The organism is Oceanobacillus sp. FSL K6-0127 (assembly GCF_037983385.1).
GTDB lineage: Bacteria > Bacillota > Bacilli > Bacillales > Amphibacillaceae > Oceanobacillus > Oceanobacillus profundus.
Window position 1 is genome coordinate 2,024,692 of record NZ_CP150287.1, and the last position, 24,563, is coordinate 2,049,254.

At 37.6% G+C, this 24,563-nt stretch carries 24 protein-coding genes; 13 read left to right on the forward strand and 11 right to left on the reverse strand.

The window, feature by feature from the left end; genetic code table 11:
* Nucleotides 1–213: 213 nt before the first annotated feature.
* The 3 genes from MHH64_RS10155 to MHH64_RS10165 all read right to left on the reverse strand — a co-directional run bounded on the left by MHH64_RS10155 (nucleotide 214) and on the right by MHH64_RS10165 (nucleotide 2,169).
* The gene (locus MHH64_RS10155; RefSeq protein ID WP_095309484.1) at nucleotides 214–1,107 is read right to left on the reverse strand and encodes a ClpXP adapter SpxH family protein; all 894 of its coding nucleotides are present in this window, start codon (nucleotides 1,105–1,107) and stop codon (nucleotides 214–216) included.
* An 18-nt stretch (nucleotides 1,108–1,125) separates the two neighbouring features.
* Nucleotides 1,126–1,512: a globin gene (locus MHH64_RS10160; protein WP_095309482.1), complete on the reverse strand. Its 387-nt coding sequence runs from the start codon at nucleotides 1,510–1,512 to the stop codon at nucleotides 1,126–1,128.
* 84 nt (nucleotides 1,513–1,596) lie between these two features.
* Nucleotides 1,597–2,169, reverse strand: coding sequence for a CYTH domain-containing protein (locus MHH64_RS10165; RefSeq protein WP_118888747.1), 573 nt, complete (start codon nucleotides 2,167–2,169; stop codon nucleotides 1,597–1,599).
* Nucleotides 2,170–2,396: 227 nt separating this feature from the next.
* Here MHH64_RS10165 and MHH64_RS10170 point away from each other — a divergent pair, with 227 nt between their 5' ends.
* The 3 genes from MHH64_RS10170 to MHH64_RS10180 all read left to right on the forward strand — a co-directional run bounded on the left by MHH64_RS10170 (nucleotide 2,397) and on the right by MHH64_RS10180 (nucleotide 4,803).
* The gene (locus MHH64_RS10170) at nucleotides 2,397–3,005 is read left to right on the forward strand and encodes a GTP pyrophosphokinase family protein (RefSeq protein ID WP_118888748.1); all 609 of its coding nucleotides are present in this window, start codon (nucleotides 2,397–2,399) and stop codon (nucleotides 3,003–3,005) included.
* 100 nt (nucleotides 3,006–3,105) lie between these two features.
* Nucleotides 3,106–3,915 (forward strand): NAD kinase, encoded by an 810-nt coding sequence (locus tag MHH64_RS10175; RefSeq protein ID WP_095309476.1) that lies wholly within the window; start codon nucleotides 3,106–3,108, stop codon nucleotides 3,913–3,915.
* 15 nt (nucleotides 3,916–3,930) lie between these two features.
* Nucleotides 3,931–4,803, forward strand: coding sequence for an RluA family pseudouridine synthase (locus MHH64_RS10180; protein WP_340003182.1), 873 nt, complete (start codon nucleotides 3,931–3,933; stop codon nucleotides 4,801–4,803).
* A gap of 5 nt (nucleotides 4,804–4,808) precedes the next feature.
* Here the strand turns inward: MHH64_RS10180 and prpE are convergent, their stop codons facing one another.
* Complete coding sequence (gene prpE, locus MHH64_RS10185) at nucleotides 4,809–5,549, reverse strand: bis(5'-nucleosyl)-tetraphosphatase PrpE (RefSeq protein WP_340003183.1); 741 nt, start codon at nucleotides 5,547–5,549, stop codon at nucleotides 4,809–4,811.
* A gap of 293 nt (nucleotides 5,550–5,842) precedes the next feature.
* Between prpE and mgtE the strand changes: the two genes are divergently transcribed.
* Nucleotides 5,843–7,228, forward strand: a complete 1,386-nt coding sequence (gene mgtE, locus MHH64_RS10190; protein WP_095309527.1) for a magnesium transporter — start codon at nucleotides 5,843–5,845, stop codon at nucleotides 7,226–7,228.
* A gap of 128 nt (nucleotides 7,229–7,356) precedes the next feature.
* A complete protein-coding gene (locus tag MHH64_RS10195) occupies nucleotides 7,357–7,863 on the forward strand; it encodes a CotO family spore coat protein (RefSeq protein WP_095309470.1) in 507 nt (168 codons plus the stop codon).
* A gap of 50 nt (nucleotides 7,864–7,913) precedes the next feature.
* Here the strand turns inward: MHH64_RS10195 and MHH64_RS10200 are convergent, their stop codons facing one another.
* Nucleotides 7,914–8,399 (reverse strand): CotY/CotZ family spore coat protein, encoded by a 486-nt coding sequence (locus tag MHH64_RS10200; RefSeq protein WP_095309468.1) that lies wholly within the window; start codon nucleotides 8,397–8,399, stop codon nucleotides 7,914–7,916.
* 234 nt (nucleotides 8,400–8,633) lie between these two features.
* Between MHH64_RS10200 and MHH64_RS10205 the strand changes: the two genes are divergently transcribed.
* Nucleotides 8,634–8,885, forward strand: a complete 252-nt coding sequence (locus tag MHH64_RS10205; protein WP_340003184.1) for a hypothetical protein — start codon at nucleotides 8,634–8,636, stop codon at nucleotides 8,883–8,885.
* Nucleotides 8,886–8,928: 43 nt separating this feature from the next.
* Here MHH64_RS10205 and MHH64_RS10210 read toward each other — a convergent pair whose 3' ends face one another.
* The 6 genes from MHH64_RS10210 to MHH64_RS10235 all read right to left on the reverse strand — a co-directional run bounded on the left by MHH64_RS10210 (nucleotide 8,929) and on the right by MHH64_RS10235 (nucleotide 15,265).
* On the reverse strand, nucleotides 8,929–9,636 hold the full coding sequence (locus MHH64_RS10210; RefSeq protein WP_095309463.1) for a DUF421 domain-containing protein: 708 nt from the start codon (nucleotides 9,634–9,636) through the stop codon (nucleotides 8,929–8,931).
* 195 nt (nucleotides 9,637–9,831) lie between these two features.
* The gene (locus tag MHH64_RS10215) at nucleotides 9,832–10,254 is read right to left on the reverse strand and encodes a GNAT family N-acetyltransferase (protein WP_095309461.1); all 423 of its coding nucleotides are present in this window, start codon (nucleotides 10,252–10,254) and stop codon (nucleotides 9,832–9,834) included.
* Nucleotides 10,251–10,769: a YjcG family protein gene (locus MHH64_RS10220; RefSeq protein WP_095309459.1), complete on the reverse strand. Its 519-nt coding sequence runs from the start codon at nucleotides 10,767–10,769 to the stop codon at nucleotides 10,251–10,253. Before MHH64_RS10220 ends, MHH64_RS10215 begins: the two co-directional genes overlap by 4 nt.
* Nucleotides 10,770–10,864: 95 nt before the next feature.
* Complete coding sequence (locus tag MHH64_RS10225) at nucleotides 10,865–11,590, reverse strand: alpha/beta hydrolase-fold protein (protein WP_095309457.1); 726 nt, start codon at nucleotides 11,588–11,590, stop codon at nucleotides 10,865–10,867.
* A 137-nt stretch (nucleotides 11,591–11,727) separates the two neighbouring features.
* Entirely contained in the window at nucleotides 11,728–13,545 is a 1,818-nt protein-coding gene (locus tag MHH64_RS10230; protein WP_340003185.1) for an ABC transporter ATP-binding protein, read from the reverse strand.
* Nucleotides 13,535–15,265 (reverse strand): ABC transporter ATP-binding protein, encoded by a 1,731-nt coding sequence (locus MHH64_RS10235; RefSeq protein WP_340003186.1) that lies wholly within the window; start codon nucleotides 15,263–15,265, stop codon nucleotides 13,535–13,537. Before MHH64_RS10235 ends, MHH64_RS10230 begins: the two co-directional genes overlap by 11 nt.
* Before the next feature lie 251 nt (nucleotides 15,266–15,516).
* Here MHH64_RS10235 and MHH64_RS10240 point away from each other — a divergent pair, with 251 nt between their 5' ends.
* The 7 genes from MHH64_RS10240 to MHH64_RS10270 all read left to right on the forward strand — a co-directional run bounded on the left by MHH64_RS10240 (nucleotide 15,517) and on the right by MHH64_RS10270 (nucleotide 24,355).
* Complete coding sequence (locus MHH64_RS10240; RefSeq protein WP_340003187.1) at nucleotides 15,517–16,779, forward strand: lactate racemase domain-containing protein; 1,263 nt, start codon at nucleotides 15,517–15,519, stop codon at nucleotides 16,777–16,779.
* A 259-nt stretch (nucleotides 16,780–17,038) separates the two neighbouring features.
* Nucleotides 17,039–18,046, forward strand: a complete 1,008-nt coding sequence (locus tag MHH64_RS10245; RefSeq protein WP_118888753.1) for a TAXI family TRAP transporter solute-binding subunit — start codon at nucleotides 17,039–17,041, stop codon at nucleotides 18,044–18,046.
* 32 nt (nucleotides 18,047–18,078) lie between these two features.
* A complete protein-coding gene (locus MHH64_RS10250) occupies nucleotides 18,079–20,067 on the forward strand; it encodes a TRAP transporter permease (protein WP_240033730.1) in 1,989 nt (662 codons plus the stop codon).
* Nucleotides 20,068–20,088: 21 nt separating this feature from the next.
* Nucleotides 20,089–20,817: a FadR/GntR family transcriptional regulator gene (locus MHH64_RS10255; protein WP_340003188.1), complete on the forward strand. Its 729-nt coding sequence runs from the start codon at nucleotides 20,089–20,091 to the stop codon at nucleotides 20,815–20,817.
* Between the two features lie 125 nt (nucleotides 20,818–20,942).
* A complete protein-coding gene (locus MHH64_RS10260; RefSeq protein WP_340003189.1) occupies nucleotides 20,943–21,680 on the forward strand; it encodes a FadR/GntR family transcriptional regulator in 738 nt (245 codons plus the stop codon).
* Nucleotides 21,670–23,082 (forward strand): FAD-linked oxidase C-terminal domain-containing protein, encoded by a 1,413-nt coding sequence (locus tag MHH64_RS10265; RefSeq protein ID WP_340003190.1) that lies wholly within the window; start codon nucleotides 21,670–21,672, stop codon nucleotides 23,080–23,082. Before MHH64_RS10260 ends, MHH64_RS10265 begins: the two co-directional genes overlap by 11 nt.
* A complete protein-coding gene (locus MHH64_RS10270) occupies nucleotides 23,075–24,355 on the forward strand; it encodes a (Fe-S)-binding protein (RefSeq protein WP_118888756.1) in 1,281 nt (426 codons plus the stop codon). The genes MHH64_RS10265 and MHH64_RS10270 overlap by 8 nt, the downstream gene beginning before the upstream one ends.
* Nucleotides 24,356–24,563 lie beyond the last annotated feature (208 nt).

Genomic DNA, 24,563 nt, shown 5'->3' on the forward strand with positions numbered 1-24,563 from the left:
ATGAAACTTTCTCCCATCCCCCTTTGTATAAATACAAAGTAGGAATAAGGATATACGCTGCCCCGTATATCCTTTATTTTTTTGTCTTTATTTAATTTTTCTAGTAAACGACCATAAATTTATTCTGAAGCCTACTGCGAAATACGATAAATTGTAGTGTATTTATTCCTATAGTTTAATGGCAAAAAAAAGCCTCTGTGTAAGGCTGAAAAACTAAAAAATATATTTCCAAAAGGATCCATATTTTGCTGGGATTTTTTCGACAACTTGCTGAAATTGTAGTTTTTTCATTTCTTTTTCTGTTTTGGCAAGTGACCAATCGTAAACAACCGAAATTTCCTTCGTGCCTACAACCTCATAATATTCTAAGAAAGTTTCTAGAGGTGGCTTTACGGAAGGTATGGGTGTTCGTTGCAGCATTTCTTTTAATACAAGCTCATAAATTTCATATGGATAAAGACCGGAAATTTTAATACCTTCCTCTTCAACAACTTGATTAAAGAATACAATTGTTGGAATATAATCTACTTCCATTTCACGTGTTAACTTCAAATCACATTGGTATGCTTTTTTTGCGGAGCCAGAGAACAGATCTCTCTCAAATTCTTCAACGTCTAACTTAGCTTCTTTCGCACATTGAAGGAGTACGTCTCCATCTGATATGTTCTGCTTCTTTAAGAAAAGATTCTCTTGCAGTTTTCGCAGAAACACCATTCCTGCTTTTTTACCTTGAAGCTCTGCCGCTTTTATTGCAAGTGATGCAATCCAAGGATAAGAAACTGGGTTTTCAATCCATAAATCTCCATCACAGCTCATACCAGTACGTTTTGCTGTTCTTTCCCACATATCTTTTAACTTTCTTGGTTTATCAAATGAATCGGTATTCAGTGCTCTTAGTTGGCCACTTACAATTTGACGTATGGTGAAAAAACGTCCATATTCAACGGACAATTTTTTTAGATAAGGTTCTAGGGACCAGCATTCCGCACACAGCGGATCAATAAATACAAAAATTTCTATCGGTTTTTGTACAATATCAACATAGCTATAGTTGGCCGATGTGTTTGTGTGATTTGAGCTTGTAAGCTCAGTTTGGTTCCAACTCACATCGAATTCTCCTTTCTCTTATTCAGGCGTGTTCATCATGTGGTTTGCAGTCAGGGTCAATTTCTCAAATATAGCCGTGCGGTATGGTTCCTCGATTTCTATTTCATCTAACGCTTCTGCCATACAATCTAGCCAAGCATCTCGTCTGGAAGGAGTTATTTCAAATGGTAAGTGACGTCTTCGCATCATTGGATGGCCGCGTTCTGCTTCGTAATTCCTCGGACCTCCGAAAAATTGTGTTAAAAAAAGACTCTGCTTTCTTGCAGTTTCTGTTAGGTCTTCTGGAAAAATTGGTATAAGTTTTGGATGCTTTCCTACTCGCTTATAAAAGGCATTAACTAGTTTGTCTATTGTATCGAATCCGCCAATGGCCTCATAAATAGTACCATGTACAATCTGTTCCATAATTATCTCCTTGGATGTTTGTATATATTGTAGCAACGGATGCCGAAATGAGCAACAAATCTGATTTTGACTAGATTGTATTACCTATTTTTCCAACGAGTGGAAAAACCGTTCGATTTTATTTGGTGTTATGCGTTGCTCTATCTTATTTTCTTCGAGCAATTGATGAAATATACGTAATCCATCTGCCTTTGTAGGCGCCTCTAGCTCTAATTCATAATCTGTTTTATGGTTGTACGTGCTGTAATCAAGTACAAGCAATACATCTTGATATGGGACTTCTCGCCTCAATGTGGAAAGACTGCCATAATAGGTTAGCTTTTCAGGTTGTATGTTTTTCTTCAGTAGTTGTTTTGATGTATTGACTTTCGGGATAATTGTTCCATTCATCCAATTTAATGCTTCTTGTTCGGTGAGTAAGTCATGAGTCTCAAGTAAACCATCAGGGTGCGGTTCTTTTAGAGTTAATGTATATTTCCCATCTTTTTCCCTTATTCGTATAGCGCATCCTAATTCTTTAAGCGAGAATTCCTTTGTCTCAAAGTAATGGTTTATTTGCAGTTTTCCTTCTGATGGAAAAGGGATGCTATTTAGTAATTGATCATACTCCTCCTTTTCTAATAAGTTTTTAAATTCAATTTCTATTTCTTGTGTCATAATCTATGTCCCCCAACTTGAAAATAGGTTATTATTAATTATGGCGAAAGATGAGCATGTATGCAAAGATTAGCCATTTTCGTCTGATGTGTTAAAATAGGGTTGATTCATAATAGTTATTCAAACATTGACAAGGTAATACTTTATTGTCAAGCTGGCAATTCGAGATGCTTTTTTATATGTTGAAGGCTGTTATGAACCTGAGATGAACGGTAAGGGTGATAACAATGAAATGGGAAGTAATCCTTGCTCCATATAAGCAAATTGTTGAAGAGCTAAAAGTAAAATTAAGAGGAATGCGCGCACAATTTGAACTCGAATCAAGCCATTCTCCAATAGAATTTGTAACTGGTCGGGTAAAACCGGTACATAGTATTATGGAAAAAGCAGAAATACGCGGAGTTTCACTAGATGAAATTGATACCGAAATCCAAGATATTGCTGGTGTTCGTGTTGTTTGTCAATTTGTTGATGATATTTATACAATTGTAGATATGCTTCATACGAGGACTGATTTTACGATAGTTGAAGAGAAGGATTATATTGCGAATAAGAAAACAAGTGGCTACCGCTCGTATCATATGATTATTGAATATCCGGTTGAGACAATCCATGGCACGAAGCTGCACCTAGCAGAAATTCAAATTAGGACGCTCGCCATGAACTTTTGGGCAACAAATGAGCATTCCTTAAATTATAAATATGAAGGCAAATTACCAGAAGAGGTAGAGTCAAGGCTACAAAGAGCAGCAGAAGCAGCATTTAAATTAGATGAAGAAATGTCGAAGATAAAAAGCGAAATTCAGGAAGCGCAACGAATATTCCACCGTAAGTAAAGTGTAAAGACTCGGGGCGACCAGTTAGCAACGTGCAAACTACTGCGCCTCGAACGTTTATGAAAGGGACTGTAATATAAGTAATAAGGGGAGAGAGTGGATGAAGTTTAAAATTGTTTCAAAAGGTGATGAGCGTTCTAATAAGATTAAAGCAACGATGAAACAATATTTGTCAGAATTTGATTTAGAATATGATAAAGTCGAGCCAGATCTCGTTATATCGGTTGGGGGAGACGGTACTTTTCTGGAGGCATTCCATCGATATAATCATCGGCTTGAAACAACTGCGTTTATTGGTCTCCATACAGGGCATTTAGGATTTTACACGGATTGGGTTCCGTCTGAAGTGGAAAAGCTAATTATTGAAATTGCCAAAACACCGTTTCAAACAGTAGAATATCCATTGCTAGAAGTAATTATTCGTGGGAAAACAGGGGAAAAGGAAGATCGTTTTTTGGCACTTAATGAAGCAATGATTAAAACTGCTGACGGTTCTTCAGTCGTTTTTGATGTGGAGATCAAGGGAGAGCATTTTGAAACATTCCGCGGGGATGGGATTTGTATTTCTACTCCTTCTGGAAGTACTGCGTATAATAAAGCGCTTGGCGGAGCAATTTTACATCCGTCACTTGAAGCGATACAAATAACAGAAAATGCATCAATAAATAACCGCGTGTTTCGTACAATCGGTTCGCCGTTGGTGTTGCCAAAGCATCATACGTGCTTCTTAAAACCAATGAGGGACAGCAGTTTTTTAATTCAAATCGATCATTTTATAAAAACATACACGAATGTGAAATCAATTCAATGCCGTGTGGCGAATGAAAGAATCCGTTTTGCGCGTTTTAAACAATTTCCGTTTTGGAATAGGGTACGGGATTCCTTTGTGGCGGATGATGATAATAGATAGTGAGGATTTTATAAAATGAATTGGGTAATTGAAAAAAAATACGTAGGATTAACTATTCGTGAGTATTTGCAAGGTATCCATGGTTTTTCAAGGAGAATTATTATTGCGATAAAGCAAGAGGGGAAGCTCCTTGTAAATGACTTGGAGAGAACAGTTCGCTATGTTCTGGCGGAAGGGGATGTGCTAGAAATTCATTTTCCAGCTGAAAAGGTAAGCGATAATCTTCAACCTGAAAATATCAATTTAAATATAGCCTACGAAGACCAAGCTGTAATCGTTATTGATAAACCGGCTGGAATGGCAACGATGCCGTCTAAAAACCATCCGTCAGGTACGATGGCAAATGGGCTAATTGGATATTACAGGAGAAATAACCGTATGTTTACTTTACATGTTGTGACACGGTTGGATCGCGATACTTCTGGTCTTGTGCTTGTTGCCAAGGATAGATATAGCCACTCATTGCTGGCAAAAGCGCAGCAATCGAATAAAGTAAAACGTACATATATCGCGTTTGTGGAAGGGATTTTAGAGGCGGAGAAAGGAACTATTGATGCTCCGATTGCGCGTAAACCTGATTCTATAATAGAACGTACTATTCATGAAAGTGGGAAACCAGCCATTACACACTATAAAAAGCGCTCTGAAATTGAGAACAGAACCATGGTTGAAATTGAGCTGGAGACGGGACGAACACATCAAATTCGTGTCCATTTCTCCCACTGTGGTCATCCGTTAGTGGGAGATGATTTGTATGGTGGCTCATTACAAATCCTCAATAGACAAGCATTGCATTGTAATGAGCTATCCTTCGAACACCCAATAACAAGAGAGAATATAAAGGTTCAATCGAAGCTTCCAGAAGATCTGCAAAAACTATTGAATTAACAACCTTATGTGAAATCAGTGAATTTATCTTCTAATAATGGTTGTCGGGATGGAACAGAGATTATTTTTTCTTCAGGTAGGCGAAATGCTGTTAATCGGTTGCCAAATACACATCCAGTGTCAATATTGATTGTTTTATTCTGGATTCGTGGATTCTTCACGGGTGTATGTCCGTAAACAATCCAATTATTTCCGTGATAGTCTTTTGCCCAATCTCTTCGAATCGGTCGTCCACTACTGTCAAACTCTCCGCTAATATCGCCATAGAGTACGAAGGTTTTTACTTTTTTATCTGTACGACCAATCAGACTTTCTTTAATCCCTGCATGGGCGATGATAACGTTTAGTTCCGGTAGCTGTAAATAAAGAGGAGCTTGCTCATACAACGTAAGAAATTGCCTTTGGACCAATTTCTGTTCTCTTGTTGGCATGGATTCATATTCAGCCACTGTCGTTTCTAAACCGTGTTTTCGTTGAACATTATTGCCTAGGAAATAACGATACAATTTATTGCAATGATTACCTGGAACATAAAGTGCTTTTTTATGTTTTACAACCATTTGATAAACAAGTTTGATAACGGCTATAGAGTTAGGCCCGCGATCGGTAATATCTCCTAGAAATACTGGGGTTCGTTTATGCGGATGAACATAAATATCTCCTTTATATTCATAGTCTAATGTATTAAAAAGCTTATGCAGTTCATCGATACAGCCATGTATATCGCCGATAATATCAATTTTCAAGGAAAACACTCCATTCAAAAAAGGTAAGATTATTTCAGGCTGGCTTCATATACTAACGAAGTACGTTCAAAGATTTTTATAAAAGTGCGTGTTCTAAAAGCAAGTAAACGAAGAAATTCAATGTGCCATTTTTACCGGACTTTTTGAACAACCTTTAAAAGTGTAATGGTATCCAGTGTACATTATATTGGTTTTATTTTGAATACAAAAGAAGCGGCATTGTTTTATTTATCTCCATCTAGGGAATTAATATAAGAATGATTGTTGCTTCGTTTGGGAAAGGAAGTGGTAAGATGAGCACGAAACCGGATAGACACGAGGAACGATATGAGGAAAAAGTGAGAGAACGATTTCAAGAAGTGCAAAGCCTCCTGCTAGATGAACAGATAGAAGGTTTTCGTACGAAATTTCTTGATATGCATCCATATGATCAAGCAATGTTTTTCCAGGAGCAAGATAAAACGAACCGAATGAACATTTATTCCTATTTATCTCCTGAAGAAATTGCAGAAGTAATGATTAATATAGAGCTTGAAGATGTAACAGCCCTTTTTATTGAGATGGATCCTCGCTATGCTGCAATGGTATTTTCGAAAATGCCTGCAGATGATGCAGTGGATGTGTTGAATGAATTAGACAAAGAAGAAGTTGCTAGTTTTTTAACGATTATGGAAAAGGAAGCAGCGGAAGAAATAAAACAATTGCTGCATTATGAGGAAAAAACTGCCGGTAGTATTATGACGACAGAATATGTCGCCATCTACCAAAATGAGACGGTAAAAGAAACGATGCAGCTTTTGAAAAAGGAAGCTCCAGATGCAGAAACGATTTACTATTTATTCGTCCTTGATGATTCCAAACGCTTAGTAGGTGTTCTTTCAATTCGAGATTTGATTGTCGCAGATGAGGATACACGAATAGAGGAAATAATGAGTGGGAGTGTTGTGGCAGTTTCTGTTGCGAAAGATCAGGAAGAGGTAGCACTAATGTTTCGAGACTATGATTTTCTTGCGCTGCCAGTTGTTGACTTTCAGTATCATTTATTAGGTATTATTACGGTCGATGATATTTTGGACGTTATGGAAGAAGAAGCAAGTGAGGACTATTCTCGACTTGCTGCGATGTCCGATACGGATAAACGGGATGACACAGCATTGACCTCAGCTAAACGACGCTTGCCGTGGCTTGTCATTCTATTGTTTTTAGGACTTTTTACAGCTAGCTTAATTGGCAGGTTCGAGGAAACATTAAATGAGGTGGCAGTGCTAGCGATCTTTATACCGTTAATTGCTGGGATGGCTGGTAACACAGGAACACAAGCACTAGCCGTAGCGGTGCGTGGTATCGCTACTGGTGATTACGATAAAGAAGGTAAGATGAAATTAATTTTACGTGAGGCCGTTACTGGATTAATTACAGGGACTGTATGTGGTATTCTTATAACAATCGTTATTTATCTATGGCAAGGTAATCTTTACTTAGGTTTGTTAGTTGGTGTTTCAATTTTAGCTTCATTACTTGTTGCAACACTTGCGGGTTCCTTGATACCAATGATTATGCATAAATTTAATATTGACCCAGCAGTAGCTTCGGGTCCATTTATTACAACAATTAATGATATTATTTCTATTCTAATTTACTTTGGAATGGCCACGACGTTTATGAGCTACTTAATATAGTTACTAAAATAACTTCTTCCGGTTGGGAGAGGTTGTTTTTTTATTTACTACCCTGTTTGGCTGGGCAACACATTTCATTTATTGGGTTCATATAATGGGGTGAGGAAAAAAGAAGGGGAGATAAATACATGAGTAAAAAAAAGTTTGCGAATGAGCCATTACTATACATCCATCAACCCACTATTGGAACGACAAAGGCACCAATGCAGCACAGTTATATGAGTGAAAGGAAAACAAAACAAAATCAAAGCAGTCCGGAAGTAATCCATTCTCCAAAAAGAGTTAATCGAAGACATCATGCATTCTTACAAGAGGAAACTACGGAAGAATTAGAAGAGACAACAGAAGCAAATGTTCAAGATAGTGAGGAGCAACAAGAAATTGAATTTTCATCACCTAGAGAGCGGCGTAAACAATTTAAGGAAATGAATACTCAAGAGCGAATTGATTATTTTCTTACACGACCCAAATTTGCCCCACAGGTTAGGTGCGAAATTAAAACAAAGGAAAAAACATATCGCGGTATTGTACTTGGAAAGAATGAAGAAGAAGTCGTTTTCAAAACTGGAAATCGTTCTGCGCCAATACAAATTGCTATCGATGAAATTACTGAAGTACAACTACTTGGATTTTAGAGAAAAACACCATTTAGTGGGAAATCCCTCTAAATGGTGTTTTTTTAGTATTAATCAAAGTCCCTGCTGAATGCATCAATTGCTGGTAGACAAGTTACATGGCAGAAGCAATCTAAGTCAACGGTGATACAAATACCTGTGGCACGCAATTTATCTGTACTTTGATCCGTAGGACATTTTAAATGCTCACATCCGGTGTTTTCACCTTCTCTTAGCAGCAGTTCAAGAACAGCACAATGATCATTGTCTATTTTTTTCACTCTGAAAATAAAGCTAGCAAGAATTGGTCCGATTTTATTTCTTCTCTCTTTTAGAGCACCAAATCCTTTAAATGGTTTACAGCCATCCTTGCAGTATAAAATAATCGGTACTGTATCTAAACCATTACTAGGTTCGTTCTCACCCAGTAGATCGCTAATCGATTCATCACAGCTAGTGTCACAGCAATTTTCTACGATATCATTTTGTGCGTCCACAATGTCTTTAAGGATATCTACAACACAATTACCTGATTCAAAATTTTTCCCACATCCCATGAAAATAGCTCCTCTCAAATGTAATTACTTTCCTTTATAGGATATGTGTCTTTAATTGGATTGTGTGGGCATTTAACCGGGTTTTTACTGATGAACGATAAAGTGAAAAAATAAATAAAGAGGTTTACGTTTATAAAAAAAGGGTAATACATATAAAAAGAATTTAAAGGACCGACAATAATAACATATTTTTAACGTATATATATTTAAAATAGTCTGATAAGGGGTGGGGGAATGAGTTATATTTTACCAGTAACGCACTTTCAGTATAATGATTATCAGAGACGAACCATTCAGGAAAAGGGGAATAAGCATTTTATTGAAAGTCCTTTTAAGGTAATTCTCGAAAAGGAGCATCAGGAAATTTCAACCAAATATGATGCAATTAATAGGGGAAGCAAGCGTCTATATGATACTCGAGGAGCAGACGAGGATATAGCTGGAGAGTTAACTGGAAAGGGCATGCACATTAATGACTATGTATAAGAAAACGCTACCTTATTGTAGCGTTTTCTTACTGTAAGGAGGTTTATGGTTCCCACTTTTGATGATTTCGATTAAGAAAAGGGAGCACAAGCAGTTTTTGATCTTTCATATATTCAGCGTAAAATACATCTTCCAGCTGATTATAACCTTGTTCGATTAATTGTTCCATTAACCATTCTTCACTTAGGTTCTTTTCTTCTAAATTATCGTATATAATTTCTCCATCGTTAATTAAGGTAGTTGATAAATCGACATCCTGTGCAGAAAGCTTCATGTCCTTTCTTGTGGGGGGTTGATAGTCGGACTTTTTTAGAACGGAAAGTGAACCATTTGCTTCTAAAATAGCAAACTCGACTTCCCGTACAGAAAATGTATCCTTCTCACGCAGTAAATGCTGCAATTGATCAATATCGAGTTTGTTTTTTTTCATTGTATCGCGAATCAATTTTCCATTATAAATAATAATGGACGGGTTACCTTCAATAAAGCTTCGAGTTCGTTTGAATTTTTGAGTTATAATTTCTGTAGTATACATCAATACACCATAAACAGTAACGACAAAAGCAATTTCCAGAACACCAGCATGTGGATCGAATAATGCATTACCGACAAGTTCTCCCAACAATAAGGCAGATATAAAATCAAATGCTGTGATTTGCGAAATTTGTGTTTTCCCTAATACCTTCGTTGCAATAAATAGAGCAAAAAAGCCGAAAACAAGTTCGTAAAACATCGTAAAATATTCTTGCATAATTATTGCCCCCTGTTAAAAGCATTTATCGTTTAGTGTATCCAAGTAAAGAGATATCATGTAAAAATGGAATTGGTCGCTAATGGAAAAGGAATTTGAGGTAGATGCCGCTTTCGGTGATAAAGATTTAAGGTGTGCAAATCTAAATGAGAAAACAATAAAAAACGCGCTACACAATTGTAGCGCGAAGATGTTTTAGAGTTCCTTTACCATGGTAATATGTGGAATTCCAGCATCCAGAAATTCTCCGGATACAGTTTTATATTCTAATTTCTTGTAAAAATCCTCGGCATGCGTTTGGGCATTTAATTTTGCCTTTTGATAACCTTTTTGAGCAATTGCTTTCTCCATTGCATCAATAAGTTGTTTGCCGCAAGATTTTCCACGATAATTTTTTACTACACAAATACGTTCTAATTTACCATATTCATCAACAAATCGAAGGCGACTTGCAGCAATAGGCTTATCCTGGTCATACATCACGAAATGTGTTGCGATTTTTTCAAATTCATCGATTTCTTCTTCTGGAGGAACGTTTTGTTCATCAACGAAGACCTCCATCCGAACATGATATGCATCTTGAAGTTCTTCTTTTGTTTCTACTGTTTTTAAATTCATACTTGTTCCTTTCCAAACACAAATGTTTCATAGACAGTCCATGATCCGTTATCTAATTGATACAGTAATTGGAAGCGGTCAATCGTATCTTCAAACTGAAAAGATTCCATTTTCAATCTGCCGAAAACATCGGAATATTCATCATGTACGAGGTCCTGAGCGATTGTAATGTGCGGGACAAATGGATGCTCATTATTATCCTCGAATTTATCTACATGCATTTTTGCTTGTAAATCCATTAAAGCTTGAACGGGTTCAACCTTAAAATAAATCGTATTCGTGACGGGCGAAAACGTACTGACTTTATTAATATGAATGGTAAATCGATCTGTCTCATTAGCAATATGTTTCATTTCCGTAATCAATTCATCCAATTTATCATCATTCGCTTCAAAAGACCTTTTAAGCGTGATGTGCGGTGGAATCAAAGCATAATGAGGATCATAACGTTTTCTGTATGCATTTGCTTGGTCTTGAATTGGTTTTGATGGGAAAATTGCAATACCATAGTTCATTAATAAAACCTCCTGCATTGTAGTTTATTTTATGATGAATGAGTGCTGTCAATATGTTTATCTTTTAGTATACCAAAAATTCTATAAGAAAAGAATTAATTAAACATTGTCGTGAGAACTCGTGTCATATCTTGTTGCCAATACTTCCACGTATGTTTTCCATTTTCTATCTCATCATAATAATAGGTGGATCCTTTTTCTTGTAGCAGCTGATTAAGCTTGCGATTTGGTTCTAAAAAATCGGCTTTATTGCCATCAGTCATATGAACTTCTGTTTCCAACTCTCCGATTGTATGATAAATGTCCATGGAGTCAAGAGAGCCAGAATTTGTTACAGCATCTAATACATAATTATCGACATACGGAGATTGCATGACGACTTTACCAAATGTATTTGGATATTTAATCGCGGTCATTAATGCAAGTGTTCCTGCTAAGGAATCACCCATCAACGCTCTTGACTGTCCCATGTGATAGCTCGGAATAAGTTCATCTAATAAGGGGACAACTTCATTAACCAGAAATTTTGTATAGGCTTCATTTTGTTCACCACTTGGATGATACTTTTTCCTGCGATCATGTTTATCCTGATAATGGATGCCGGCGAATACAGTATTGGTAATTTCGTAGCTGTCATGCAGCTTGTCGCTAAGTGTTGCAACCCTTCCCATTTGAAAATAATCATTCCCATCCTGCATCAAGCAAATATTATATTTGTAGAGGGGTGAGAATGATTCTGGCTGATAAATTTGAATAGACATTTTTTCATTTAGAAAGCGACTATCAATGTCTTTAACGAGCATTGTACCTTTTCTACCCAAAATATACACCTCATGCTTTCAGTTTATCAATCTGTACATATTTAACCATAGTCTATCACTAACGTGTAGCACCTGTCACCTAATGAAAAGAAGCCTAGAGTTATTCGGTTTCGGTTATGAAATATCATAGCAAGCGATCATTGCACTTGTCCTTTGTAAAGCTTGTAATAGCTGCCTTTTAGTTTGATGAGTTCTTCATGGCTGCCTTGCTCTATTATTTTTCCGTCCTCAAGCATGATGATTGTATCTGCCCCTTGGATTGTATTTAATCGATGTGCAATTACAAAGCTTGTTCTTCCAACCATCAGCCGCTTTAATGCAGCTTGAATTTTCAATTCTGTAATGGTGTCAATATTACTGGTCGCTTCGTCTAATATCAGGATGGAGGGAGCTGCAAGCAAAGCGCGTGCAATCGTTAATAATTGCTTTTGACCTTGGCTAATTCCACTACCATCTTGATCGAGGATGGTATCATAACCATTTGACAGCTTCATAATGAAATCATGGGCATTCGCATCCACAGCTGCATTTTCAACTTCTTTATCTGTGGCATGAAGTCGACCATATCGAATATTTTCCCGGACGCTGCCGTGGAAGAGAAAGGGATCCTGCAGTACAAATGCCATATGCTTGCGTAGACTGCTTCGTTTAATGGATTTTAAATCAATTCCATCTAATGTAATTTTCCCGGTATGATAATCATAAAAACGTGAAATCAAGTTAATAATTGTAGTTTTACCTGCTCCAGTGTGACCGACAAACGCTACAGTCTCACCAGGCCTTGCTTCAAAACGAATACCTTTTAATATAGTTGTATCCTCATAACCGAATGTAACGTTATCAAATTTAATATTCCCTTTCGTTCTTTTCACTTCAATTGAATTTGTTTCATCAGATTCTTCTTTTGTTTCGTCCATAACTTGAAACACCCGTTCAGCACCAGCGATAGCCGATAACAGGACATTAAATTGGTTCGATAGTTCATTAAGCGGACGTGTAAACTGACGTGCATATTCAGTAAAAATTACAATTACCCCAACGGTTACAAGCTGTTGGTCGTAAACAACAACAAGAATTCCGCCAACTAATGCGATTAAAGCAAAGCTAAGGAAATTGAGCATATTCATGATTTTTGGGATAAAACCGGCAATCGTAAGTGCCCAAAATCCAGTTCGTTGGAGGTTATGATTTCGTTCTTGGAATTCCCGAATTACTTTCTCTTCCTGTGAGTATGTTTTGACAATATGCTGACCGGAGACGATTTCTTCCACGTACCCGTTTACTTCACCCAGGTCATTTTGCTGTAATTTATATAATGGACCCGTGCGTTTTGTAATCCAGCGCATAGAGAAAAACATCGCTGGAATAACAGACATGGTTACAACTGTTAAGATTGGACTTAAATAGAGCATTACTGCGATTGTTCCAACCAATGTTAAGACACTAGCAAAAATCTGAATAACGGATTGATTGAGCGTGTTATTCACGTTGTCAATATCGTTGGTTAAGCGACTCATCAGTTCTCCGTGCTGTCGTTTATCAAAGTACGAAATCGGTAGCCGGTGGAACTGTTTGAAAAGGTCCTTCCGTAATGTATACACGGTTCTCTGCGCGATGCCAATCATCCAGTAATTTTGCAGGAAGATAGATAACGAGTGGAACAAATAAACAATCATTAAGCCTACTAGCAGCATCCCAAGACCACCAGCTTGACCGGTTACGATATAATCATCGATTGCCATCCCAACCATAAATGGACCGAGAAGACTTAGACCAGAACTAAGTGTAACCATAAGAATGACAAGAAACAGCTTTCCTTTTTCTACAGTTAAATAATTCCATAATCGTTTTAATGTGTTCCCCATATTTTTTGCTTTTTTCTTATTATCTACAGCTATATTTTCTAGCGGTATTTTTTCATATTGAAAAGGAGCTTTTAATTGATTACTGGACATGTTCATACTCCTTTCCAAATTGGGATGTCACAATATTTCGATAGATGTGTGAAGCTTGTATCAACTCCTGATGTGTTCCTATAGCAAGAATTTTTCCTTCATCAAGAAGCATAATGCGATCTGCAGTGCTTGCTGTAGAAATCTTTTGTGTGATGATAAATACAGTACAGTTATATGCTTCAATTGCAGTAAGCAGTTGAGATTCGGTTGCTAAATCGAGCGCACTCGTACTATCATCGAGCATTAATATTTTGGGCTTGCGAATCAAGGCACGTGCAATTGAAATACGTTGTTTCTGTCCTCCCGAAAGGTTAACACCTTTTTGCCCGACTCTTGTATCATATTGATTTGGGAGACCCATAATAGTTTCGTGAATTTGTGCATCTTTAGCAGCTTGAATAATCTCCTCTATCGTCGCAGCATTTTTTCCCCATACTATATTATCTTTAATAGATCCTGAAAATAACAGGGGACTTTGCGGAACATATCCAACGCTCCCGCGAATTTGGTCAAAACTATATGCAGTAATCGCATTATCATCGACAAGGATTTTTCCTTTGTTGACGTCATATAATCGTGGCAAAAGCTGGAATAATGATGTTTTACCAGAGCCGGTTGAACCAATGACAGCGAGTTTCTCTCCGGGATTAATCGTAAAGGAGATATCTTCTAATGCAGGCTTGGCTGCACCGGGGTAGGTGAATGAAACCTGATGATACGTTACTTTTCCTCGTATCACAGTCATTTGCTTATTTCCTTCTGTATGATCAGTAAGGTCGACTTGAAGAGATAGAACTTCATCAACTCGTATTGCGGAAGCTTTGGTTCGCGAAATTGCCATGATAATAAAGGAAAACATGGAAATTGCCATGGCTACACGTAAGGCGTAGTTAACCATTGTAACTACTTCGCCGACATTCGCATTTCCAGTAATCATTTGTTGATTTCCAAACCAGAGAATAACAAGGATGCTTACGTTCATAACAAATAAAAGTACAGGCATCGACGATTCAACAAAACGAAATGTTCTGCGCGTAGAATCTGCAAGCCCAGCATTTGCTTCCCTAAAGCGATTTTCCTCAAAGTCTCTTCGAGTAAATGCCTTTATTAGACGCATTCCTGCAAGGTTTTCTTGCATCACCCGATTTACTTGATCCACATAGCCTTGTACATTAGCGAACATGTTGCTAGCCAGTTTAAGCACGTATAATAAGAAGATAACAAGTAATGGCACAGTAATTAAGAAAATCAGTGCAAGCCTGGCATTTACGATGAAAGCCATTAACACACCACCAATTACAATTAACGGTGCTTTTGCCATAATTCGCAGTGCCATAAATATTGTGTTTTGAATTTGTCTAATATCATTTGTAAACCTCGTTACAAGGCTTGATGTTGGATAATGGTTCAGATTTGCAAATGAGAACTCCTGAATTTTTTCAAATAGCTTTTGGCGGATATCATAACCAAACGCAATACTAACGTGTGAAGAGAGAAAGGAGTTCGTAATCCCAGCTGCCAACGATAGAAATGAAAGACCAATCATAATAGAGCCCCACATCACAATTTTACTTAAATCTTGATTGACAACTCCTTGGTTAATCATTAAACCTAAAAATAACGGCAGAAGTAATTCTACTGCAAGCTCCATCAGCATTAGAATGAAAGCTATGACAGCAGGGAATTTATATGGTTTTAAAAAGGAAAAGACATTTCTCAATTGTGAGCCACCTACAATCACGGATAAAAACAATTTTCTTACTATTATAAAGTGAGGAGGGGATTTTATCCACTATTCTATTTCGAGTATCGAAATGTTGAAAAGGTTGTTTTATGCTAAAAATAATGAAGCCTGTTCCTAGATAATAAGTTTGTTTGCTAAATTAATCGACAATTCATATATTTGACTTGATTAATCAAGGATAGAAGATAAAATTAGAGAAATAGTGGGGAAAAGGAAGGGGACTCAATATGATTTTATACGAGATTGAACAGAAGTTTAAGAGGGAAAAACTAATTGATCTGAAAGGACAGGTAAGGTCTGAATTAAAATTGAACAAACAATTGAATTCGCTTCCAAAAAAAGCAGAAATTGCAATAACAGCAGGGAGTCGCGGAATCGACAATATTGTAGTTATTTTAAAGGAGATTATCAATTATCTACATCAATATGGTTATCGTCCATTTATTGTGCCGGCTATGGGAAGTCATGGTGGAGCAACGGCAGAAGGACAAATGGATGTGCTTCGCTATTTGGGTATTACGGAGGATGTCATGGGTGTGCAAATTCGTTCTTCGATGGAAGTGATCGATCTTGGTACAACTCCTGAAGGGTTGCCTGTTTATATGGATAAACAGGCATATCATGCTGATGGAATTATTGTTGTTAATCGAATTAAAGCACATACAGCATTCCGAGGCAGCGTCGAGAGCGGATTAAGCAAAATGGCTGCAATTGGTTTAGGCAAACAGAAAGGAGCAAGTTTTGTACATAGCGAAGGGGCAGCAAATATGGAACAAAATATTTTGGCTGTGTCTAAGTATGCTTTACACCATGCTCCAATAAGTATGGGGTTAGCAATCATTGAAAATAGTTATGATCAAACAGCTATTATTCAAGGGATAGACGTGGATAAATGGTTTGAACAAGAATCAGACCTTTTAAGAAAATCAAAGGATCTAATGCCGAGCCTTCCATTAAAAGAAGTTGATTTATTAGTCGTGGAGGAAATGGGTAAGAATTACAGTGGTACTGGGATGGACCCGAATATAATTGGAAGATGGCGTATTGATGGAGTAGATGAACCAAAAGAGCCAAGTATTAAGCGTCTGGCAGTACTGGATTTATCCGAACAATCATTTGGAAATGCACAAGGAATAGGGTTAGCAGATTTCACGACCGAAAAACTAATTAACAAAATAGACCAAGATGCTACCTATATGAATGCTCTAACAAGTACATTTTTACGAAGAGTAATGTTTCCGCTTTATTATGCTTCCGAGCGACAAGTATTAGAATATGCGTTTAAAAGCTTAGGACCAAAAGCAAAGTGGGAGGAGACCGATTACATCCAAATCCCAAATACGCTTCATCTAAATAAGATGTTAGTCTCAGAGAGTGTCTTACGTAAGCTAGATAGCAATGTTATAGATTATACAATCGAACGCAAGGTACGGTTGGATTTTATAAATGAAGAATTGAAGTACCGACTTTCAAATGTTTATATAACCTAACATATTGGTAGGTATAGAGGGTAGATATCTGAATTTGTAACTAAAGCTTAACGATGCTGCTAAGGATGATAACTTAGTAGCTTTTTTGTTTTAGGTGAGAGAATATCTATTATGATTTGTTTAGCAAACAAATTAATTTCAGATTTAAACAATAATAAATTATTTTCAGAAAAATATTGATTTTGAAAGTTATAATATTATATACTTGTAATACAAGTTTGCAAAATATATCGAATTTATATCGGAGGGGTTGGAAAAATTGAAAAAGTTAGTTATCCCAATTCTATTAATGTTAGCGCTTACTATTTCTGCTTGTGGGACAGCAAACAGTGGAACGCAGTACATCTCAATTGCAACAGCTTCATCAGGAGGTACATATTACCCGATTGGTGTAGGAATCGGAAACCTGTGGTCTGAAACCATTGATGGACTTAAAGCAACTGGACAATCCTCAGCTGGTTCAGTAGAAAATGTTGATTTGTTAAGGAAAAATGAGGCGGATTTAGCAATCTTGCAAGGTTTAATTGGAGCCCAGGCGTATGAAGGTACTGGTATTTTTGAGGATAATTCCTATAAGGATCTTCGGTCAATGGCAGTGCTTTGGCCGAATGTGGAACACTTTGTATTAATGAATAACAGAGTTAAAACTGGAACGATTGAAGATATTGCAGGTGATTCCTTTTCTGTAGGACCACAAGCAAGCGGTACAGAGCAATCAACATTAGTCATTATGCAAGGTATCGAATTAACAAAAGAGGATATAACTCCAGAATATTTAGGTTATGATGATACAATTTCAGCTATGCGTGATGGCCGTCTTTCTGGTGGGTCACTTCCAGCTGGTACGCCAGTTTCCGCAATTATGGATATGTATGCGAGCAAAGTGAATGCTAGTGTATTAGAAGTAACAGATGCCCAGCTGGACCAGATTAATAGTCTATCGAATGCATGGGTTCGTTACGTCATTCCAGCTGACACTTATCCAGGAGAGAGCGAAGAGATTCATACAATTGCACAACCAAATTTTATCGCTTTATCAAAAGAAATGGATGAAGATTTGGTTTATGAGCTTACGAAAACAATGTTTGAAAACCTTGAGAAAGTACATGAAATTCATAATTCAGCTAAAGATGTTTCTTTAGAAACAGCATTAGCTGGCTTGCCTGCCCCACTACATATTGGTGCTTACAGATACTTTGAAGAGCAAGGAGTAGAGATACCAGAAGAGATTATTCCTGTCGAAGTGAAGGAATCTCAAAGTGAATAAGAACTACTTTAAAAAGAAGGATGGTGGACTTTATGGAAAATAAAAAAATGGCTACAGATACACAAAATGTAGATGCGGACAAAGAGGGTGGCGGTGGCGCTAGAAAACTGAAAGGAATGCAAGCTTCCATAATTGCTGTAGTTGCATTAGGTTTATCCTTGTTTGCTATCTATGTAAACAGCTTTATGAACATCCAGGAAATTTACCGCAATATTGTTTTTCTAGGGTTTGTCCTTATATTAGGATTTTCCTTATACCCGGCAATGAAAAAGGGAGATAAATCAAAAATATCAACGATTGACCTCATTTGGATTATTGCAGGTTTGTCTGGAACCATTTATATTCTATTTAACTATATCGTCATTCATAGTGTTAGAATCTCTCAGGCGATTACAATCGATTATGTGTTTGCGGCAATTACAATAATTGCACTTTTGGAAGTGGCAAGAAGAAGTATTGGAATATTTATCCCACTGCTTTCGCTATTTGCAATTGTATACGCTTTATTTGGTCCATATTTCCCTGGGGTGTTAGGACATGCTGGATTTACGTTAGAGCGTTTATTGTTCCGTTTTTATATGACAACAGAAGGTATTTTCGGTATGACTTTATCGATTGCAACAACCTATATTATCCTGTTTATCTTATTTGGTGCTTTTTTAAATGCGAGTGGTGCAAGCAAGCTATTCAATGATTTGGCTATTGCCCTAGCGGGACAGCGACGTGGTGGACCAGCCCAAGTCGCAGTAATATCAAGTGCGCTAACTGGATCATTAAGTGGTAGTGCAGTTGCAAACGTAGCTACTACTGGTCCATTTACAATTCCATTGATGAAGAGTATTGGGTTAAATTCACGATTTGCTGGTGCGGTTGAAGCTGCTGCGTCAACAGGCGGGATGATTATGCCGCCAATTATGGGAGCAGCTGCATTTATTATGGCTGGATTTCTCGGTGTTAGCTATAACATCATCATTATTGCTGCTATCATTCCTGCATTGCTTTACTATGGTGGATTAGTAATTGCGATTGATATTGAAGCTAAAAAGCGAGGACTTAAGGGGATTAGTAAAGATTCCATTCCACAGGTCTGGTCTGTTTTAAAAGAAGGAGGCGTACTGCTGCTTCCGCTGATTGTTGTAATCGGGACTCTATTGAGTGGGAAGACTCCAATTGTAGCGGGATTTTCCGGTATTATTTCTGCCATTATTGTCAGCTGGTTAACGAAGGACAAGACAAATCGAATTACGTTTAAAAAAGCTATCCAAACATTAATAGATGGTGCAAAAGGAACCATTCAGGTTACGGTTGCCTGTGCCTCAGTTGGTATTTTAATTGCTGTTATAACGATGACAGGTCTTGGATCTACACTTGCATATAATATAATCAATATTTCTGGTGGGAATTTAGCAATTATTCTATTGCTGGTTATGGTTACTTGTATTGTACTAAGTATGGGATTACCTTCAACTGCACTTTATATTGTAGTAGCAGTTACAGCAGCACCTGCGTTAATTGAGGCTGGTGTAAATCCAATTGCAGCACACTTTTTTGTGTTTTGGTTTGGTGCACTTTCCAATATTACACCACCCGTAGCATTAGCTGCTTACACGGCATCCGGAATATCTGGAGGCGATCCGATGAAGACATCCTGGACTGCTTTAAAGCTCTGCCTGCCAGGTTTTATTATTCCGTTTATGATTGCATACAATCCAATCCTTGTTATGCAAACGGCTACAGGTGAGTTAGCAACCTTTATGGAAGGCTTAATCGTTTTTGTAACCGCATTACTTGGCGTATTTGCTCTATCCATCGCGACATTCAATTACTTTAGTATGAAGCTAAATATAGTTGAACGAATTGGCTTTTTTGCGATTGCATTTTTACTTATTAAACCAGGGATCATAACTGATTTATTAGGATTAGGAATTGGCGCAATTATTTTAACGTGGCATATTTTACGAACGAATAAAATAAAACAAAAACAAAATACGGCTAGTGGTGATAAAGTGATTGGTGTTTAACTAAAAGAAGGAGGGGTATGGTTGAAAATTGAAAGAAAGAAAGTATCCGAATTGGTGCTCGAGGAATTAAAAGAGATGATAAAGACTGGCAAATTTCCTCCGAACAGTCAATTGCCCTCTGAGAATGAACTCGTTAAGATGTTTGGAGTTAGTCGCTCACCTATACGAGAAGCATTAAGCGTATTAGCAGCAGGTGGTTTAATTGAGTCCAGGCAGGGTGGGAGAAGCTGGGTAAGAGAAGTGAATGTAGCTGAAATGTTAAAACAAGTACATTTTGAAATGATTAAAGTAGAAGAAGTACAAAATTTACTGGAATTACGTACCATTGTTGAATCAAATGCCGCTTATCTTGCTGCTAAGCGGCATAAGCAAGAGGATATAGTTGATTTAAAAGCAAGCCTTGAAGAGTTTAGTCAAACGGTTAAAGACCCCTATATAAATGGGTTTGAAGCTGATTATGCATTCCATCGAATTATCGTTCGCTCAGCTTATAATCCTTTTTTGACACAAACAATGGATAATATATCGGACCTCCACTTAAAAGCTGTCCAGTTTTCTTTATCCAAAAACCAAGGCTGGGAGGTTCGACGTAAAACCGTTTATGCTGAACATGAAAAAATTTACCTTGCGATCAAAAATCGAGATGCGCAAACTGCTATGGAAGCCGTTGCTGAACATTTAACGAATGCTCGGATTAAACTTGGAGATAAGCGTGTTACTGTAGAGGATAATACAAGTGAAATTCAGTAATTATATGGGAAATATCCATCATAATCGATTATATCTGATGAAATACGTGCAAATGTCTTAAATGGGTATTTGCATGTGTCCAGTGGACTGTCCACTAGACCAACAGCTGAGATGGAGGTAATTATTTGGAGTTTCAAGCAATACAAAAGAAGAAAAAAATCTATCAAACTATTATTGATCAAATTAAACATTCCATTGCTGAAGGAACTATTCAGCCTGGCGATAAATTACCGTCAGAACGCGCACTTGCAACGATGTTTAAAGTGTCAAGAACCTCTGTAAAAGAGGCAATGACTGTTCTGGAATCCTCTGGGATTATAACTGTCCGGCCAGGAGTAGGGATGTATGTGAACACGGAAGCTAATTACGGCACACTTCTTGAATTTTCCAACATGATAGGTGACAACCTATATGATTTTATGAATCTGATTGAATTGCGACAGACGATCGAAGGAGACGCTGCTTTTTATGCAGCGAAACGGATTACGAAGCCCCAAAAAGAACGGTTGGAATCGGACTATGAAAATTTAGTAGTACTAAGTCTCGAAGGCAAGATTGCGATGAAAGAAGATTACCAATTCCATTATACAATTGTTGAAGCTGCAAATAATCCTGTCATGTTAGAGATTATTAAATTAGTAGCTGATAAGATTTTAATCCATTTACGTGAGAGCCGAGCGTACTCCATAACTGATGATTCATTAAATGCCCAGGTTATAGAAGAGCATAAGCAGATTTTTCGTGCAATTATAGAAGGAAGACCAGATGCAGCAAAAGAGGCGATGTGGAAGCATCATCAAGGCATTAAATTGCGCCATCAGCAGTTTCGTATAAATTCAGGAGGGATACGGAATGATTCATGACACAATCATCCAGTTGTTAAAAGAGATTATAAAGGATGAAAAGCGAATATTAACAGACAAAGTAGACTTATATAGTTATTCCTATGACTCCTCGTTTGGGGTATATCTCCCAGATGTAGTTGTTCAGCCAAAGGAGACAAAAGAAGTAGCTGAAATGATGAAGCTGGCAAATAAATACGAAATACCTGTCTACCCTCGTGGGCAGGGCACAAGTTTAAGCGGCGGTCCTTTACCAGTGAAAGGAGGGATTGTTTTTGATTTATCCAAATGGGATAACAAATTAGTCATTGATGCTGAAGATATGGTAGCGGTTGTTTCACCAGGGGTTATAACGGCGGATATTAATAATGCCGCAATGGAAGCAGGGATGATTTATCCGCCTGATCCGAGCAGCTCAAACGTTTCAACGATTGGTGGTAACTTAGCCGAAAATTCAGGTGGCCCGCGTGGGTTGAAATATGGCGTTACGAAAGATTATGTCATTGGATTGGAGGTTGTAACACCAGAGGGAGAGGTAATTCGTACAGGTGGAAGAACTGTTAAAAATGTAACGGGCTATGACTTAACGAAATTAATCGTTGGTTCAGAAGGCACATTAGGGATTATTACGGAAGCGATATTACGTCTTTTTCCAAAACCACAAGCGACAAAAACATTGATGGCAGTTTTTGACGATATAGTAGATTCCGGTCGAGCAATTACAAATATATTGAGCTCAGGAATTTTGCCTTCCAAACTAGAAATAATGGATAACGCAACGATTAATGCCGTTGAAGCCTATGAACCACTTGGTCTGCCTATCGAAGCGGAGGCATTATTATTAATTGAATTAGATGGTCACCCAGCAGCAATTGAGGATGAAATTATTCGTGTTCAGCAGGTATGTGAATCTAGTCAAGCAAGTGAGGTGAGAGTAGCTAACACAGTGGAAGAGGCTAATGAGCTTTGGAAGGCAAGGAAACTTGTATCCCCTGCAATTGTTCGTGAAAAGCCTACAAAAATTTCGGAGGATGCAACGATTCCAAGAAGTAAGATTCCAGAAATGTTTAAGCGGTTAAAAGAAATTCGAGAAAAGTATCACATTCATTTAGTAGTATTTGGTCATGCAGGTGATGGAAATCTACATCCGAACATTATTGCTGATCAACGTGATCAAGAAGAGATGCGCCGGGTTGAAAAAGCAGTAGAGGAAATATTCGAAGCGGCTATTGAACTTGGCGGCACATTATCTGGAGAGCATGGTATTGGTACATTAAAAGCTCCGTTTATGGAAATGGAACTCGGTGAAATTGGACTGGATATGATGAAGCGAATCAAAGAAAGCTGGGATCCGAAAAACGTGCTAAATCCTGGCAAGATTTTTCCGGAGCCAGGTCAAAGGCTGGTGTTAACCAATGGCTGAGCTAGCATATGAAGAAACGTTTGATTGTGTACAATGCGGCTACTGCTTACCAGCTTGTCCAACATATATAACAATGGAGAAAGAAACGCACTCACCAAGAGGGCGAATCAACTTAGTGAAAATGGCAGCCGAAGGGAAAATTACGTATTCTGAACTAGAAGGACCAATTAATCTTTGCCTTGGATGTCGAGCATGTGAAGTGGTTTGTCCGACAAATGTACAATACGGGACGATTTTAGAATCAGCAAAAGAATTTATCGAAGAAAACAAGAAAAAAGAAACGCCAAAACGTGTGAAGTTATTTCGAGAATTTCTATTTAATAAAACAATCCCTAATAAGAAAATCTTGAATACTGTAGGCGGAGGAATTGCATTATACCAAAAATCCGGCTTGCAAAAGGTAGCACATAAAGCAAAAGCAACCAATATTTTACCAGAAAACCTACGTACGTTTGAGAAAATCCTTCCGAATGCAGAAGGCAGTATTAAACGCAGAAAACGGGAAGAATACTATCCGCCAATCCACCGTCCTGCATTTCGCATCGGATTTTTTACAGGATGTGTGATGGATACGATGTTTTCATCGATTAATACACAAAGCATTAAGTTACTCCAATTAGCTGGATGTGAGGTAACGGTTATTAAAGAGCAAACCTGTTGTGGTGCCTTACAAAGTCATAGCGGAGAAACGGAAATTACAAAAAGATTAGCGAAAGAAAATATTGAGGCATTTGAAAAACACAGCTTCGATTATATTGTAAACAGCATTGGTGGCTGCGGTGCTATGCTCGTCGAGTATGATAAATTATTTGCCGATGATCCGGAATGGGCGACCCGAGCAAAGCAGTTTGCAGAAAAGAATGTAGACATTAGCGTTATTTTAAGTCAGTTGAACCTACCATTTGAAAAGGAAATCAATAGAGCCGTGACATATCAACCATCCTGTCATATGAGCAATGTCCAGAAGCGGGTGAATGAACCGTTGCAATTATTAAAATCTGTACCAGGAATCACATACTTAGAGTTTCCAAAAAAGGATATGTGTTGTGGATCAGCGGGCATTTACAATATTGTAAATTATAATGAATCGATGGAACTTATTGATGAAAAGATGAAGCACTTGACCACTATAACACCAGAAGTAATTGTTACAACAAATCCGGGCTGTCACCTGCAGATGAAGGTTGGGGTGGAGCGAGAAGGATTGACGGATCAGATTCAGGTTGTTCATTTAATAGAATTATTGGCGGAAGCTTGTAAGGTTGAAGGTTGAGATTTATTGCTTGAGATTAATTAAATAAAGAGCTCTGGCATGGAACCAAAGAGAAATTATAAGCTCTTTTGCTCTACTAAGTGTGGTATAAGAAAATAAAAATAATTATATTTTCAATACAACACCTTCGAGGTAAGGCCTATTTATCCACTTTAATATAGCTAAGAGGATTCCTGGAATTTTTTAAATTGAAAAAACTTTCCACCTT

Excerpts from the sequence above, each read along its gene's own strand:
- MHH64_RS10175 (WP_095309476.1), top strand. The coding sequence starts at position 3,106 with ATGAAGTTTAAAATTGTTTCAAAAGGTGATGAGCGTTCTAATAAGATT.
- MHH64_RS10160 (WP_095309482.1), bottom strand. The coding sequence starts at position 1,512 with ATGGAACAGATTGTACATGGTACTATTTATGAGGCCATTGGCGGATTC.
- MHH64_RS10240 (WP_340003187.1), top strand. The coding sequence starts at position 15,517 with ATGATTTTATACGAGATTGAACAGAAGTTTAAGAGGGAAAAACTAATT.
- MHH64_RS10170 (WP_118888748.1), top strand. The coding sequence starts at position 2,397 with ATGAAATGGGAAGTAATCCTTGCTCCATATAAGCAAATTGTTGAAGAG.
- MHH64_RS10220 (WP_095309459.1), bottom strand. The coding sequence starts at position 10,769 with ATGAACTATGGTATTGCAATTTTCCCATCAAAACCAATTCAAGACCAA.
- MHH64_RS10215 (WP_095309461.1), bottom strand. The coding sequence starts at position 10,254 with ATGAATTTAAAAACAGTAGAAACAAAAGAAGAACTTCAAGATGCATAT.
- MHH64_RS10270 (WP_118888756.1), top strand. The coding sequence starts at position 23,075 with ATGGCTGAGCTAGCATATGAAGAAACGTTTGATTGTGTACAATGCGGC.
- MHH64_RS10180 (WP_340003182.1), top strand. The coding sequence starts at position 3,931 with ATGAATTGGGTAATTGAAAAAAAATACGTAGGATTAACTATTCGTGAG.
- MHH64_RS10165 (WP_118888747.1), bottom strand. The coding sequence starts at position 2,169 with ATGACACAAGAAATAGAAATTGAATTTAAAAACTTATTAGAAAAGGAG.
- MHH64_RS10195 (WP_095309470.1), top strand. The coding sequence starts at position 7,357 with ATGAGTAAAAAAAAGTTTGCGAATGAGCCATTACTATACATCCATCAA.
- MHH64_RS10200 (WP_095309468.1), bottom strand. The coding sequence starts at position 8,399 with ATGGGATGTGGGAAAAATTTTGAATCAGGTAATTGTGTTGTAGATATC.
- MHH64_RS10265 (WP_340003190.1), top strand. The coding sequence starts at position 21,670 with ATGATTCATGACACAATCATCCAGTTGTTAAAAGAGATTATAAAGGAT.
- MHH64_RS10205 (WP_340003184.1), top strand. The coding sequence starts at position 8,634 with ATGAGTTATATTTTACCAGTAACGCACTTTCAGTATAATGATTATCAG.
- MHH64_RS10230 (WP_340003185.1), bottom strand. The coding sequence starts at position 13,545 with ATGTCCAGTAATCAATTAAAAGCTCCTTTTCAATATGAAAAAATACCG.
- mgtE (WP_095309527.1), top strand. The coding sequence starts at position 5,843 with ATGAGCACGAAACCGGATAGACACGAGGAACGATATGAGGAAAAAGTG.
- MHH64_RS10250 (WP_240033730.1), top strand. The coding sequence starts at position 18,079 with ATGGAAAATAAAAAAATGGCTACAGATACACAAAATGTAGATGCGGAC.
- MHH64_RS10210 (WP_095309463.1), bottom strand. The coding sequence starts at position 9,636 with ATGCAAGAATATTTTACGATGTTTTACGAACTTGTTTTCGGCTTTTTT.